Annotated in this window: 10 protein-coding genes and 1 pseudogene; 4 read left to right on the top strand and 7 right to left on the bottom strand. The window is 63.8% G+C overall.

From position 1 onward, the window contains the following. Positions 1-369 precede the first annotated feature (369 nt). On the top strand, positions 370-4,923 hold the full coding sequence (gene gltB / locus ACERI1_RS10925; RefSeq protein WP_373618195.1) for a glutamate synthase large subunit: 4,554 nt from the start codon (positions 370-372) through the stop codon (positions 4,921-4,923). Between the two features lie 15 nt (positions 4,924-4,938). Here the strand turns inward: gltB and ACERI1_RS10920 are convergent, their stop codons facing one another. The 4 genes from ACERI1_RS10920 to ACERI1_RS10905 all read right to left on the bottom strand — a co-directional run bounded on the left by ACERI1_RS10920 (position 4,939) and on the right by ACERI1_RS10905 (position 7,301). Then, complete coding sequence (locus ACERI1_RS10920; RefSeq protein WP_373618194.1) at positions 4,939-5,544, bottom strand: peroxidase-related enzyme; 606 nt, start codon at positions 5,542-5,544, stop codon at positions 4,939-4,941. Between the two features lie 45 nt (positions 5,545-5,589). Continuing rightward, positions 5,590-6,006, bottom strand: a complete 417-nt coding sequence (locus tag ACERI1_RS10915) for a DUF123 domain-containing protein (protein WP_373618193.1) — start codon at positions 6,004-6,006, stop codon at positions 5,590-5,592. A gap of 86 nt (positions 6,007-6,092) precedes the next feature. Next, positions 6,093-7,091, bottom strand: coding sequence for an RAD55 family ATPase (locus ACERI1_RS10910; RefSeq protein WP_373618192.1), 999 nt, complete (start codon positions 7,089-7,091; stop codon positions 6,093-6,095). A gap of 72 nt (positions 7,092-7,163) precedes the next feature. Then, the gene (locus tag ACERI1_RS10905; RefSeq protein WP_373618191.1) at positions 7,164-7,301 is read right to left on the bottom strand and encodes a hypothetical protein; all 138 of its coding nucleotides are present in this window, start codon (positions 7,299-7,301) and stop codon (positions 7,164-7,166) included. Between the two features lie 206 nt (positions 7,302-7,507). On the opposite strand from ACERI1_RS10905, the pseudogene ACERI1_RS10900 reads away from it, so the two are divergent. The 3 genes and pseudogenes from ACERI1_RS10900 (at position 7,508) to ACERI1_RS10890 (ending at position 10,771) form a co-directional block, all read left to right on the top strand. Further along, positions 7,508-8,496: pseudogene (locus ACERI1_RS10900) on the top strand (NAD-dependent epimerase/dehydratase family protein). Positions 8,497-8,967: 471 nt separating this feature from the next. Next, positions 8,968-9,573 (top strand): hypothetical protein, encoded by a 606-nt coding sequence (locus ACERI1_RS10895; RefSeq protein WP_373618190.1) that lies wholly within the window; start codon positions 8,968-8,970, stop codon positions 9,571-9,573. A gap of 136 nt (positions 9,574-9,709) precedes the next feature. After that, a complete protein-coding gene (locus ACERI1_RS10890) occupies positions 9,710-10,771 on the top strand; it encodes an NAD(P)-dependent glycerol-1-phosphate dehydrogenase (RefSeq protein ID WP_373618189.1) in 1,062 nt (353 codons plus the stop codon). A 195-nt stretch (positions 10,772-10,966) separates the two neighbouring features. Here the strand turns inward: ACERI1_RS10890 and ACERI1_RS10885 are convergent, their stop codons facing one another. From ACERI1_RS10885 to ACERI1_RS10875, 3 genes are all read right to left on the bottom strand, one after another. Continuing rightward, positions 10,967-11,788 carry an ABC transporter permease subunit gene (locus ACERI1_RS10885; protein ID WP_373618188.1) on the bottom strand — a complete coding sequence of 274 codons (822 nt, stop codon included), beginning with the start codon at positions 11,786-11,788 and terminating at the stop codon, positions 10,967-10,969. Then, positions 11,785-12,732, bottom strand: coding sequence for an ABC transporter ATP-binding protein (locus ACERI1_RS10880; RefSeq protein ID WP_373618187.1), 948 nt, complete (start codon positions 12,730-12,732; stop codon positions 11,785-11,787). Before ACERI1_RS10880 ends, ACERI1_RS10885 begins: the two co-directional genes overlap by 4 nt. 76 nt (positions 12,733-12,808) lie before the next feature. Then, on the bottom strand, positions 12,809-14,629 hold the full coding sequence (locus ACERI1_RS10875) for a prolyl oligopeptidase family serine peptidase (protein WP_373618186.1): 1,821 nt from the start codon (positions 14,627-14,629) through the stop codon (positions 12,809-12,811). Positions 14,630-14,654: the final 25 nt, after the last annotated feature.

Raw genomic sequence — 14,654 nt, 5'->3', positions numbered from 1 at the left:
CCCGACTGATCATGTGTTTCGTTGTCATTCGGACCTAAGTCTTTAGCCCCATATTGCTTACCGGGGGCGAATGACTAGATTTGTGTGGTGTTCACTCTGGTGGGTGAACACTACGTGCCTCTGACACAGTAACCCCGCTGCCGGAAACATCGCTTTCCGGAGGGGGTTCGAGCGGACGATTCTCGCGTGACGGCTTCGACGGGTAGTTCGGAGTGTCTCCAGCCGTGGCCATGCCAGTCGACCGTGACTTCTACACGCACGTCATCTCTATAAGGTGGCTACAATCACCTTATATTAATTTATATGTGTATATAATACACTTAGTCATAATGGATTAGCCTCTTATAGCTGATGACGCTACGACTGTGTATGTCACAGCCACATCTCGCGCCATCGACTGGGCGTTCCCAGGGGCTCGCCGACCCCATGGACGCGCGGTCGAACTGCGGCGTCGGCGTCGTCATGGACCTCGACGGAGACGGCGGCCACGACGTCGTCGCCGACGGCCTCGAGTTGCTTCGAAATCTCGAACATCGCGGCACGACCGGTGCGGAGAAAAACACCGGCGACGGGGCCGGTATCATGCTCCAGACGCCCGATTCGTTCTTCCGGGCCGTTCTCGAGGCTGAGCTTCCGGATACCTACGCCGTCGGCTCGCTCTTTCTCCCACAGGACGAGACAGCCCGCGAGGCGCTCATCTCGCTCGTCGAGGAGACCTTCGATACCTACGATCTCTCGGTTCTCGAGTGGCGAGATGTCCCGACGAACAACGACGACCTCGGGAAGACTGCCGTTGACTCCGAGCCGGACGTCTGGCAGGTCGTCGTCTCACCCGAGGACGACATCTCCGGTGACGACTTCGACCGCCGACTCTACGTCGCTCGACGGGCTCTCGAGAACGAAGTCGAAACGGCCGATATCGAGAACAAAGAGCGCTTCTACGTCGTTTCTCTCGATTCGGATACCGTTGTCTACAAGGGACTGCTGAAAGGCGAGCAGGTTCCGTCTTACTACCCCGACCTGACCGACGAACGGATGGACTCGACGTTCGCGATGGTCCACGAGCGGTTCTCGACGAACACGCTCGGCGCCTGGCACCTCGCCCATCCCTACCGGAACATCATCCACAACGGCGAGTTCAACACCATTCAGGGTAACATCAACTGGATGCGCGCTCGCGAGACCGACCTCGAGAGCGACGTGCTCGAGGATCTCGAGGCGGTCAAGCCGATAATCGACGACCCCGACCAATCGGACACCGCGAGCGTCGACAACGCGCTCGAACTGCTGATGCAGGACGGCCGGGACTTAGAGCACGCGCTGCGGATGCTCGTTCCCGAGGCTTGGCGCGGCGACGACTCGATGGACGCAGACCGCAAGGACTGGTACGACTTCCACGCCTCGCTCGTCGAGCCGTGGGACGGCCCCGCACTCGTCGCAGCGACCGACGGCGAACGCGTCGGTGCCGTGCTCGATCGTAACGGGCTGCGACCCTGCCGGTACGACGTGACTACCGACAACCGCCTGATCATGGCCAGCGAGGCCGGCGCACTCGAGACCGGGCCGTCGGAGATCGAAGAGCGCGGCCGCCTCAAGCCCGGCCAGCTGTTCCTCGCCGACCCGAACGAGGGACGCGTCATCCCCGACGAGGAGGTCTTCGAGGACTTGACTGACGACCGTTACGGCGAATGGGTCGCTCAGGAACAGGTCCACCTCGACGACATCCAGCGCACGGACGACCGCACGCCCCGGGAGGCCGTCGACGGCCTGCGCGACCACCAGGCCGCCTTCGGCTACACCCACGACGAACTCGAGAACCTGATCGAGCCGATGATGAAGAAGGGGAAAGACCCCGTCGGCTCGATGGGTGACGACACGCCGCTATCCGTTTTGACGGAGTTCAACCGCCCGCTGTTCTCCTACTTCAAACAGCTGTTCGCCCAGGTCACGAACCCGCCGCTCGACTACATCCGCGAGGAACTGGTCACCTCGATGGAGTCGCGGCTGGGCTTCCAGCGCAACCTCCTCGACGAGTCGCCCGCACACGCTCGCCAGCTCGTGCTCGACTCGCCAATTCTCACTGACGCCGAACTCGCGTCCATCCGCGACTGCTCGGCCAACGACATTACGGCCGCGACGATCGACATCACCTACGAGCCTGCGAGCGAGGACCTCGGCGACGACCTCGAGGCGGCGATCGAACGCGTCCGCGCGGACACGGTCGATGCCATCCAGGACGGCCACGACGTGATCGTCCTCTCGGACCGGGGCGTCGACGCGGATCGGCTCGCGATCCCAAGTCTGCTGGCGACCGGCGCGGTCCATCACCATCTCGTGCGCAACGGCCTTCGAAACCACGTCGGCCTCGTCGTCGAGTCCGCCGATCCGCGCACCGTCCACCACTTCGCGACGCTGGTCGGGTACGGTGCTGGCGCGGTCAACCCGTACCTGGCCTACCAGACGATCGAGGACATCACCGCCGGTCCCGACGGCGCTGCCACCGAAACGGCGATCGACGCCTACGTTGGCGCGCTTGAGGACGGCCTGCTGAAGATCATGGCCAAGATGGGGATCTCGACGGTCGAGAGCTACCAGGGTGCGCAGATCTTCGAGGCCGTCGGTCTCGACTCCGACCTCGTCGCGGAGTACTTCGAGGGCACCGAAAACCGCACCGAAGGGATCGGCCTCGCCGAGATCGAGGAAGACCTCCGCGAGCGACACGCGACCGCGTTCGACGACGGCGACGAAGCCGACCTCGACCGCCACGGCGAGTTCGAACACCGCTCGGAGGGAATCCACCACCAGTGGAACCCACAGACCGTCGGCGCGCTCCAGCAGGCCGTCCGCTCGAACGACTACGAGCGCTACGGTGACTTCGCCGACCAGATCAACGACCAGCAACAGAACCTCCAGACCCTGCGCGGGCTCCTCGAGTTCGATTCCGACCGGGACCCGGTGCCAATCGAAGACGTCGAGCCGATCAAGGACATCGTCCAGCGGTTCTCGACCGCCGCGATGAGTCTCGGGAGCCTGTCTCCGGAGGCCCACGAGAACAACTCGATCGCGATGAACCGCATCGGCGGCAAGTCCAACTCGGGCGAGGGCGGCGAGCCGCCGGAACGCTTCGGCACCGAAAAGGAGTGCAACGTCAAGCAGGTGGCTTCGGGTCGCTTCGGGGTTACGTCGACGTACCTCTCGAGTGCCGACGAGCTCCAGATCAAGATGGCCCAGGGCTCCAAGCCCGGTGAGGGCGGCCACCTCCCCGGCGAGAAGGTCAACGAGATGATCGCCCACGTCCGCAAGTCGACGCCGGGCGTCGGGCTCATCTCGCCGCCGCCACTGCACGACATCTACTCGATCGAAGACCTCAAACAGCTGATCTTCGACCTCAAAGCAGCGAACGAGGAAGCCGACATCAACGTCAAACTCGTCTCCGAGGCCGGCATCGGTACGGTTGCAGCCGGCGTCGCGAAGGCAAACGCCGACGTGGTCCACATCTCGGGCCACTCCGGCGGGACGGGTGCGTCGCCGCGCACCTCGATCAAGAACGCCGGTCTGCCCTGGGAACTCGGGCTGGCCGAAGCCAACCAGATGCTCTGTCAGACCGGGCTGCGCGACCGCATCCGTGTCTCGGCCGACGGCGGCATGAAGACCGGCCGCGACGTGGCCGTCGCCGCCCTGCTGGGTGCCGAGGAGTACGTCTTCGGGACTGCCAGCCTCGTGACCTCGGGCTGTGTGATGGCCCGGCAGTGTCACAACAACACCTGCCCGGTCGGCGTCGCCACCCAGCGCGAAGACCTGCGCAAGCGCTTCCCCGGCGAACCCGAACACGTCATCAATTACATGACCTTCATCGCGCAGGAACTGCGCGAACTCATGGCCGACCTCGGCTTCGAGACGCTCGACGAGATGATCGGACACGTCGACGTGCTCGCACAGCGCGACGACGTCGACCACCCGAAGGCCCGCAACGTCGATCTCTCGGCGGTGCTGGCCGACCCCGGCAGCGAGGTCCGCCGGAAGCTCCGCGAACAGGACCACGAACTCGAGGACCAACTCGATCGCGACTTCATCGAGGCGGCAGCTGACGCCATCGAGGACCAAGAGCCGGTCGCCCTCGAGACCGAAGTCACGAACGTCGACCGCACTGTCGGCGCGATGCTCTCGAACCGGATCACCGACCGCTACGGCGAACCCGGCCTCCCCGAGGACACGATTACCGTCGATCTCGAGGGGACAGCCGGCCAGAGCTTCGGCGCGTTCCTGGCAAGCGGCGTCTCGATGCATCTCGACGGCAGCGCAAACGACTACGTCGGCAAGGGCCTCTCGGGTGGCAAACTGACGATCCGCACGCCCGAGACCGCCGCCTACGATCCGACCGAGAACGTCGCGATCGGCAACGTCGCACTCTACGGCGCGACCGACGGCCAACTGTACGTCAACGGCGTCGCTGGCGAGCGCTTCGCAGTGCGCAACTCCGGCGCGAAGGCCGTCGTCGAGGGCGTCGGCGACCACGGCTGTGAGTACATGACCGGCGGCGTCGTCGCCGTCCTCGGCGACACCGGGACGAACTTCGCGGCCGGTATGTCCGGGGGCGTCGCCTACGTCTACGATCCCGACGACGAGTTCAAGGCGAAGGCCAACACCGGCATGGTCTCGCTGCACGACGACTTAGAGGAAAAAGACGAGCAGATGCTGCGACGACTGGTCGAAAACCACGTCGCCTATACCGGCTCCGAGCGCGGGCAACAGCTACTCGACGAGTGGGAGCGCACGCTCGAGGCGTTCGTGAAGGTCATGCCCGAAGCCTACGCGGAGGCCATCTCCGAGCAGGGATCGGACGACGTCCGCAACGAACTGCCCGGTGTCCCCGAGGCAGACCTCGCGGCCGAGTCGGCCAGTTTCGCGGCGAGCGACGACTAAGCGTGTGGGATCGAGTTACCGACCGAGCGTGTGGAACTCGTCGTTCGGGCGCATCTCCGCGAACATCGCCATCCGATTGCTGAGGTTGTAGAAGGCGGTGACGGCCCCGATGTCCCAGATCGCTTCCTCGCTGAAGCCAGCCTCGCGCAGCGCCTCGAGATCCGCGGGTTCGACCTCGGTCGGGCGCTCGGTGAGTTTGACGGCGACGTCGAGCATCGTCCGGTGGGCCTCGTTGATGTCTGCGGTTCGATAGTTCGCGATCAACTGGTCTGCAAGCGTCGGATCATCGCCGTAGAGACGGACGAGCGCGCCGTGGGAGACGTTGCAGTAGTAACAGTGATTGACGCCAGAGACGGCGACGACGATCATCTCGATCTCCTCGCGCGCTAAGGCAGTGTCCTCGACGAGCGCGTCGTGATACTCGAAGAAGGCCCGGAAGTGAGATGGTTTGTACGCGAACGCCGAGAACACGTTCGGCGTGAAGCCGGCGCTCTCGGTTTCCTCCGAGATCCGCTCCTGAAGGTCCGCAGGGAGGTCCTCGAATTCGGGAACCGGGAATCGGTCCATCGCGTCGTCGTCGAGGGTCGGGTCGGTACTGGTCTCGGAATCCGTATCGGTCATAGGTGTCGATTCACACGCATCAGTAATAACTCGCGGGTCCGATTCTCACCGTTTCCCATCGATGACACCGCCAGCGTCGACTGTCGCCTCACGGACGGTCTCGGCGTCCGGCGTGGCGAGCAAGTGCCCCGCGCAGTCACAGTCCGAGGCCCCAAAGTCGTCGACCGGCGTGCCCGGTAACTGCGTGGCCAGTTCACACTCCCGATCGGCGTCCGGGAAGGTGATCGCGGTCTCGAGGGTCGTTGCCGACTGGCCGAGCAGGTAGTCGATATGCCAGTGGCGGGTGTCGCGCTCGCCCGCGGCGAGTTCGCGGTGGCGATCGACGCGACTGAAGCCGCCGGGGCCGAACGCGCTGCCGATGTAGGCATACGTGCCGGCCTCGAACGTGCGCTCGCCGAGCGCACCAACATCGACACTCATCGTCTGGGGGACAGCAATCACGAGGACGTACGTGCCGCTCATACGGAGCGGTCGGTAGAGCGCCGGCAAAAACGGGTGTGATTTCGCTTCACTTGCAGCGGCGGAGACACCAGTGACAGGGGTCCGTATCAGAGCCGGTCGGGCTGTGACCGCTCGTTTCCGAGATCGTACCCCTGCTGTGTGCCCGCGTTCGGACTGGACGCGAACAGCCCGCGGGCCGGTTCGTGATCGTACGAAATCCACTGGGGGAGAAACTGGGCACCGATCAACTTCCGGATGGCGAGCTGTTTGCGTCGCGTGTTCGACGGGCGTTGATCCGTCAATCGAAGGTCGATGATCCCATCGAACACGTACTCGGACTCGGGGCTATCCTCGTCGGCCGTCGACGCGGCGGCGATGATCGGGACGAACCGCGCTTTACACACCGTCGCACGGATCTCTTCGACGAAGTCGTGGACCTGTCTATCCTGAAAGATCCGCTCGAGTTCGTCCAGCGAGTCGATCGTAACCAGCCCGGTCTCGCTCATCTCGAGGTCGTCGAGCGCGCCGGTCAGGCTGTGGGTCACCTCGCGGCGGTCGCTCGGGTCACGTACCTCGACGATCGCGTCTGCAGCCGCCTCGCCGATGAACGTCGGCCACTCGGTGCGCTGTTCGCTGAACCCGTCTCGGTCGTCGAGGCGGTGCGTATAGCAGTCGATGAGCCGCAGCCGGTCGTTCTCGAGTGCCGGCAGGACGTTCCAGCCGTTCTGATAGAAGCGCTCGAGCGTCGCCGTCGGCGGATTGGCGAGCGAGACGACGACGGCGGGCTCGCCACGTTCGAGGGCGCGCCAGACGAGTTCGATCCCGAGTTCGGCCCGGCTGGTTCCCTCGTCGCCCGCGAGCAGGAGAAACGAGTCGGCGGGGATGCCGTTGGGAACGAGCGAGTCGATCGGTTCGACCCCCGTCACGACCCGCTTGTAGGCCTCTGGCTCAGGCAGCGTCGCGCCGTCGGCAGCGGCCTCGCGGCAAGCGATCGAACAGTAGCGGCCATCCTCGCTCGCCACGGGCTCGTTTGGAATCGGATAGTGACAGTGGTCGCACTCGAGTGGATACTCGGCTGTGGGTTCCGTCCAGCGTTGGTCAGACATCTCGACGCGCCCTACCACGGACGAGTCAAAAGAACCCCTCCCTGTCGGTCACTGCGCTGATACGGACTCTCGTTAGCGGCGCAGCATGTCGACGGCCCGCTCGAGAAATCGCAGAAACGAGCCGGTCGGTGTCCCGGGCATGTAGACGGGAACGTCGGGGTCATCCATCGGAACACCGGTAATCGGATCTCTGGGTTCGGAGTCGCTCATACGACTGTTTCGAGCCGACGCTATTTACGTATGACCAAATCCAACTCGAGGATAGAAAATAAATAATCGTTATTGACAAACTCACGCATGGCGTCGAGCGACATGGGCTACCGAAGGCTGTCGCCTGAACAGCCCTGAGACCGTGATCGATGCTCCGCGCGCGGAATCCCACGGCTTTAGCCGTGTGGCGGCCATTACGGCCACACATGGACAGTGCACTCGTCATCGGCGGCACCCGCTTTATTGGCCGCCACCTCGTCGACGACCTGCTCGCACACGACTACGACGTCACCCTGTTTACCCGGGGCACCCACACGAACCCGTTCGCGGACGACGACCGCGTCGACCACATCGAGGGGGACCGGACGAACGATACGGCCCTCGAGGCAGCGGCGACGACCGTCGACCCTGACGCCGTCTTCGACTGCGTCGCCTACCAGCCGAAAGACGTCCGCAGCGCGACCACCATCTTCGCGGACTGTGCGGCCTACGTCTACGTCTCGAGCGGCGCGGCCTACGGTCGCGAGGAGATTCCCAAGCGAGAAGCCGAGACGCCACTCGAGTCCTGTACAGCCGAGCAGGCCACCGACGACAGCTTCGAGACCTACGGCAACCGCAAAGCCGAGGGCGACCGCGCGGTCTTCGCAGCGGCCGACGACGGCGTCCGCGCGATGGCGGTTCGACCGCCGATCGTCTACGGCCCCCACGACTACACCGAGCGCCTGGACTGGTGGATCGACCGTGTCAATCGCTTCGATCGGGTCGTGGTCCCCGGCGACGGGACGAACATCTGGCATCGCGTCTACGTCGAAGACGTCGCCAGCGCCATGCGGCTCGTCGCGGAAGACGGTGTGGCCGGCGAAGCCTACAACGTCGGCGACCGCCGCCTCGTCACGCTCGAGGAGCTGGTCGATCTGATCGCCGACTGTCTCGAGACCGAATCGAGATCGTCCACGCCGGTCCCCGCGAACTCGCCGCTGGCGACCTCGCCCTCGACGACTACCCGCTCTATCGGACGTATCCACACGTCCTCTCGACGGCGAAACTCGCTGCGCTGGGCTGGGAGTCGACGCCGCTCGAAGAGGCGATGGAGCGGACGGTCGCGGACCACATAGAGAGCGACCGGGATGGCGACGACAACGGGCCGGCTCGAGCGACCGAAGAGCGCGTGTTGGGGATTCTCGAAACGCTTTGACCACCTCTCGGATCGATCCGTGTCGTGTGATGTGGGATCGGCGCCGACTGGTTTTCCAGAGCGACTGTGGTTCGACCGTCTTCAGGAAGCGAATGGGGACGAGCTGCAGCGATGTGCGAATATGCACCCCGTTGATATATTCAAACATGTGAACCCGAACGACTTCACTGAGCCATCGGCCAGTATGAGGTGATCAGTGGCTCGTTCGGATACGCACCGATCGCGTGGGACCGAGGTTTCGCGTTTGGTTGTACGGAACGGGCCACGAACGCTGTCAGGTACTCCTCATCCGATGACGCATCCTGACGCATCTACTGAGAGCGACACGAGAGGAAGTGTGGCGACTCGAGCGATCTGCAAAGCGATATCAGACGCTCGAGTGGCCATCTGTTTGGGAGAAGCACACGCGGCATACTTCACGGTCGACTCTCAGCCGATCACTGAGACGACAGAGAGACACTACTGGAAACGATGAACCGAAGAAATTTCATTACGACTGCTGCAGCGGGCACTGGAATCGTCGTCGCTGGCTGTGTCGGTGAGACGACCGAAGAGTCCGAGCCGGAAGCGGACGACACGACCGACTCCGGGACAGACAACCAGACGGCCGATGAGGTCGATCCTGAGCCAGAATCTGAACCTGACCCTGAACCCGAGCCGATGTTCGTCGGGACCGAAATCGAGGAACTGGTTCCCGACTTCACACAGGAGAACCCGACTCACGACGACCTGGTCCGTGACGACGAGCTCAACGAGAACTTCGACGCCATCTTCATCACCGAGAACGAGCAGGTGGCGGTGATGGTCGACATCGAACTCGAGTCGTCCATCGCGGCTGCCGAGGATCGGATGCAGAACAGGCGGGACCGGGTTGGCGAGTATCACGATTTCACCGTCGAGGGAGCTGACGATGCCTTCTGGTACGAGGAGCCGGATAACGCTCGGACGTACGTCCGTCTATCCAACGGTGTTGGCGAAGTCGTAGCAGGACGGATGAGCGGCTCCGAAATGGTCCCGGACGTAAACCGGTCACAGGAGTACGCGATCGCGTTGGTCGAGCACTGGCAGACCATTTAGACCAAGACCACTGAGGCGAACGCGGAGCCGACCCACTGTTCGCCATCCCGATCTGCCGACCGCTCCATCGACGTGTGTCGACCCGGAGCGGAGTGCGAACCTCACTGACTAAATATTTCCATAAGAAAGGATCGGTATGTTCGAGAAGTCGACGTGGATCCGCCTCCCGCGAAACGTCGTCGTCGGCCACGGCGTTCGTAGCGAGGTTCTCGACGTAGTCGACGACCTCCACTTACAGGGGCGACCGCTGTTCGTCACGAGTCCGACGCCCCGCGAGGTCGCCGCGGATCCGATCGCAGCCGATTTCGAGGCCGCCGGCATCGAGCCCGCGATGGTGACGATCGAGAAAGCGACGTTCGACGCCGTCGAGCGAGTTATCGATGTCGCCGAGGCAGAGGACGTCTCCTATCTCGTCGGCATCGGCGGCGGCAAGGCCATCGATATCGCGAAATTGGCCAGCTATCACCTCAATATGGGCTTTTGCTCCGTGCCGACCGCTGCGAGTCACGACGGGATCGTCAGTAATCGCGGGTCGGTCCCGAACGGCGATTCCCGCCATAGCGTCGCCGCCGAGCCGCCGCTTGCGGTCGTCGCCGACACCGGAATCCTCGCGGACGCGCCGTGGGAGCTGACGACCGCCGGCTGTGCCGACATCATCTCGAACTACACCGCGGTGATGGACTGGCGACTCGCCAACCGACTGCAAGACGTGGAGTTCTCAGAGTACGCCGCTGCGCTCTCCGAGATGACCGCCGAAATCCTCGTGGGCAACGCGGATCTCATCCGACCGGGGCTCGAGGAGTCGGCCTGGGTCGTCACCAAGGCGCTGATGTCCTCTGGTGTCGCGATGAGTATCGCCGGCTCCTCGCGACCAGCGAGCGGGGCCGAACACCTCTTTTCCCACCAGCTCGACCGGCTGGCACCCGGTGCGGCACTCCACGGCCACCAGGTCGGCGTCGGCTCGATCATGACGGCCTACCTCCATCAGGGCGAGGACGGGCTCTGGCGGGACATTCGTGACGCGCTCGCGAGCATCGACGCGCCGACGACGGCTGCCGAACTCGGCATCGACGACGAGACGATCATCGAGGCGCTGACGACCTGCCACGAGATCCGTGATCGCTATACGATCCTCGGCAACGGGATGAACGAGCGGGCGGCTCGAGACGTGGCGAAAAAGACGGGCGTCATTGCCTGAGACGGTTTGCTGTAACGAGTTCCCGGTGCAACCGCAGGCAGTCGCGGTTGCATCGTCACTGACTGATAGGAGACCGTCTGAGACGGGTTGCTGTCACTGGGTACCGGCTCAGCCCATGGAGGGTGCGGGTGTGCCGGCACTGACCGACAGGAATTCGTCTGATTGCTGCCCTGACGGCAGTGGTGACGGCATCGCTTAGCCCAGATCGACGCGTTCGAACTGCCAGATGCCGAGCGCGAGCGGGACGACGAGCCACCCGAGCAGGATGACGAGCATCGTCTCGCCCTGCAGGAACCACGGTAGCTCCTGTGGAATGCTGTTGAACCCGTCGGGGAACGCCAATCCGGTGGCGTTGACGTACGCCGCCGTCGGACTGACCACCGACTGGACGAACATGATCTGGTTCGCGGAGATCTCGAGGCCTGCGAGATCGTTGGCCACGTAGTCGATGGCGAGTTGCAGTGGGCCGAGAACGTTCAACACGTTAGTGAGGAAGAAAAAGGCGATCGAGCCCCCCATCGCACGCGACCGGGAGGCTGTCGCTGCGGAGATGCCGATCGCGACGGCGACGTAGGTCAGCGCGTACAGGATCGTCAGCGCCGTCATGATTCCGAAGACGTCCAGTTTGGGGTCGGGGTACCACAGCAGTGTCAGTGCGCCACCGATCAGGAACGCGACGATGATCGACGCGCTGACAACGGTCGTTCGCGTGAGGAATTTCCCGAGGACGACGTCACGTCTCGCGTTCGGGATCGACAGCATGTATTTGATCGCGCCGGACTCGCGTTCGCCGGCGATCGCAAGATATGCCGTCACCAGCGCGATCAGTGGGATGAACATCGCCCCGACGGCGGTCAGGTTCCAGAGCGCATTCAGGATGTTCGGGTCCGACCGCCCGTCCTGTGCGACGAATACCAAAAGCGCCATGAAGACGATATACAACGCGCCGACGAACCAGACGAGTTTGGCTCGGCGCACGTCGAGAAAGTCCTTTTTTGCGACGGCGAGCGTGCTCATGCCGACACCTCCTGTGGTTCCGGCGCGTTGGCCGTCTGCTCGCCGCTGTTCGTGTACGTGTTGAACAACTGCTCGAGCGAAACGTCTTCGGAAACGATATCCTGAACGGTCGTCGCGCCGGCGACGTGGCGAACCACGTCGACCTTGACCGACGGCTCGGCACAGGTGGCCATGATCGTCGTTCCCTCGGTCGTGACCGATCGGACACCCTCGAGCGACTCGAGGCCGAGTTCATCGGGCACGCGGTCGACCTCGAGCGTGATCGGCGCGCCGAGATCCAACTCGCCCTGGAGGGCGTCTAACGTGCCGGTCGCGACCAGTCGCCCCTCGTTCATGATCCCGATACGGTCACAGACCGCCTCGACCTCGCCGAGGATGTGACTCGAGAAGAAGACGGTGGTGCCGCTTTCGGCCTCCTCGCGGATGATCTCGCGCATCTCTTGCATCCCTGCCGGGTCGAGTCCAGAGGAGGGTTCGTCGAGGAGCAACAGGTCGGGATCGCCGACCAGCGCCATGCCGAAGCCGAGCCGCTGGGTCATCCCTTTCGAGTAGTCGCCGGCGGGGCGGTCACCGTCGACCGTCGAGAGGCCGACCCGCTCCAAGAGGGCGTCGGGGTCGTCGTCAGTGCCTTTCGTGTCGATGACCCACTCGAGGTGTTCGCGTGCGGTGAGTCGGTCGTAGACGCTTGCCCCTTCGGGGAGGACGCCGATCCGGTGGCGAATCTCGTCGGCGTCGTCCTGTGCGTCGAGTCCGAGGACCGTTGCGCTTCCCTCAGTCGGTCGGACGAAATCGAGCAACATGTTGATCGTCGTCGATTTCCCGGCGCCGTTCGGGCCGAGAAAGCCGAACACTTCGCCGTCCTCGACGGTCAGGTCGAGGCTGTCGACTGCGAGGACCGACTCGCCGTACCGTTTGGTCAGCGAGGTCGTTTCGATAGCGGGCATGACCGAGGCTCTCTCGCGAGTTCATGTATATCCTTTGAACCTATCCATTGAGCGAACAGACGGACTCTCCGAACGATTAGACGTGCTCGTCGAGGAAGTCGGCGATTTCCGAATAGGCCTCGATACGATTGTCGAGTTTCGAGAAGCCGTGGCCTTCGTCCTCGAAGATCTGTTTCCGGACGGGCACGCCGTGTTCGCGGACCTCCTCGACGATCTGCTCGGCTTCGCCGACCGGCACGCGGGGATCGTTCTCGCCGTGGAGGACGAACAGCGGCGCTTCGATCTGCTCGACGTTGTTGATCGGTGAGATTTCCTCGAGAAAGTCGCGATCCTCGGCGAGCGAGCCGTATTCGGCCTCGCGGAGTTCCCGTCGCCAGTCGCCCGTGTTCTCGAGGAACGTGACGAAGTTGGCGATGCCGACGACATCGATGCCGGCAGCCCAGAGGTCGGGATACTCGGTCAGCGCGGCAAGCACCATGAATCCGCCGTAGGAGCCACCCTTGGCAGCGATCCGGTCGGGGTCGATCGCGGGATGGTCCTGCAGCCACTCGACACAGGCCTCGATGTCCGCGACCGAATCCATCCGCTTTTCCACGTCGTCGAGCGCGGCGTAGTCGGCTCCATAGCCCGACGAGCCGCGCACGTTCGGCTCGAAGTAGGCGTAGCCCCGATCGAGGAAGTACTGTTTGACACTCGAGAAGGAGGGTCGACGCTGGCTCTCGGGGCCGCCGTGGATGTCGACGATGACCGGCGTCTGGCCGTCTTCGTGATCGTCGGGTAGGGACAGGAAACCGGGTACCTCCAACTCGTCGAAACTCTCGACGTGGACGAGATTGGATTCGTCGAACGTCTCGCGGGGGATACCTGCGGTCGGGGCGCTCGTCCACCGGTCGACCGCGCCGGTTTCAATATCGACGACGAAGACGTTCGTGTTGACCGTGTCCCCGGAGGTCGACAGCGCGAACCGTTCGGCGTCGGGATCGAAGCTCACGCCGCCGGCAACCCCGCCCGGCAGGTCCGGTTCGGGGAACGCGTCGTAGGCAGTGGGCTCGTCGGCGTCGAACTCGCCGACCGTCAACTCGGTGTAGCCCTCGACGTTGCGCGAGCAGACGAACCGCCCCGTCTCGTCGTCCAGCGCGATGCCGTCGACGTTCCAGCCGTCCCCATCGATGACGGTTTCGAGGTCACACGTCTCGAGGTCGAGATAGGCCAGATACAGCGTGTCGGCCTCGCCCTCGTCGGTCACGAGATAGATCCCCTCGCCGTCAGGGGCCCAGCTCGCACTCCCATAGCGCACGTCGCCCTCGTGTGGCGTCAGGTGCTCGAGGCCGGGCTCGTCGGCCTCGAGGTCGAGCACGTAGAGGTCCTGATCGAAGTTGGAGTAGGCCTGCGAGACGAGCAGTCGGGAATCATCGGGACTCCAGCCGGCGAGCGAGAGCCAGCCGTCACCCTCGTAGACGAGTTCCGCGTCATCGCCGGTCTCGTCTCGACCTTGGACGTAAATGTCGAAGACGGACTCGTCGCGGCGATTCGAGGTGAAGGCAACGCGCTCGCCGTCGTGGCTCCAGCCGCCCCACCGGTGTTTGGCCTCGGGCATCGCCGTTACGTTCTCAATCATCCCTGTCTCGGCGTCGAGTCTGAAGAGCTGGGCGCGCTCGTTGCCGCCTTCGTCCATGCCGAAGAGCAGCTCCGGTCGCTCGGGCGACCACGAGGCGAAGGTCACCCGCTCGTCGTAGAAGGTCCGCTGTTCGGGCCAGCCGCGGGGGTTCTCGAGGGTCCAGACCTGCGAGGTCCCGGTCGTGTCCATCAGGAAGGAGAGTCGCTCGCCGTCGGGTCCGAACGAAGTCCCGTAGGCGCTGCGGATATTGAGGTATCGCTCGATGTCGTAGGATCCCATGCCAGAGCCCTACGGACTCGAGTCG

The organism is Natrinema sp. HArc-T2 (assembly GCF_041821085.1).
Lineage (GTDB): Archaea > Halobacteriota > Halobacteria > Halobacteriales > Natrialbaceae > Natrinema.
Note: the sequence above shows the minus strand (reverse complement) of the source record. Positions and strands in the feature narration are given on the sequence as shown.